We start from the raw sequence: 603 nt of genomic DNA, 5'->3' as shown, positions 1-603 counted from the left end.
GAGCCGGCGTGCAAGCTCGACGGACTGGGGCAGGTCCCATCCGCCCTCCGCCCAGTCCGTGCAGGAGAGCCGGGCGAAAAGCGGCAGGTCGGCCGGCCAGGCCTCGCGAACCGCTCCGGCCACCTCCAGCGGGAAACGCATCCGGTTCTCGAGACTTCCGCCGTACGTGTCGGTCCGTCGATTCGACAGGGCAGAGAGAAACTCGTGCAGGAGATACCCGTGCGCCATGTGGATCTCGACGACCCGGAACCCGGCCTGCAGGCAACGGCGCGTGGCCGCCTCGTAGAGGGAAACCATCTGGCGCAGCTCGCCTGCCGTCAGCTCGCGGGGCGTCGTCGACGCGCCGTCGAAGGCGACGGGGCTGGGGCCCAGCGGCACCCAGCCGCCCTTCCCCGGGGAGACGGGAGCGCCGCCCCTCCAGGGGATGTCCGTCGAGGCCTTGCGCCCCGCGTGGGCGATCTGGATGGCCGGCACGGCGCCCTGGGACTCGATGAAGGTCGTGATGCGCCGGAAGGCCTCCGCGTGCGCATCCGACCAGATGCCGAGGTCCCCCTCCGTGATGCGCCCTTCCGGCGAGATCGCCGTGGCCTCGGCCATGACCTG

Annotated in this window: 1 pseudogene; it reads right to left on the bottom strand. The window is 71.6% G+C overall.

Annotated elements, in window-relative coordinates:
- Positions 1-603: pseudogene (locus ACMUOY_RS20070) on the bottom strand (oxidoreductase); the annotation flags it as partial.

It is taken from the genome of Candidatus Skiveiella danica (genome assembly GCF_022705245.1).
GTDB lineage: Bacteria > Pseudomonadota > Gammaproteobacteria > Burkholderiales > Burkholderiaceae_C > Skiveiella > Skiveiella danica.
This window is presented reverse-complemented; position numbering and strand designations above follow the sequence as displayed.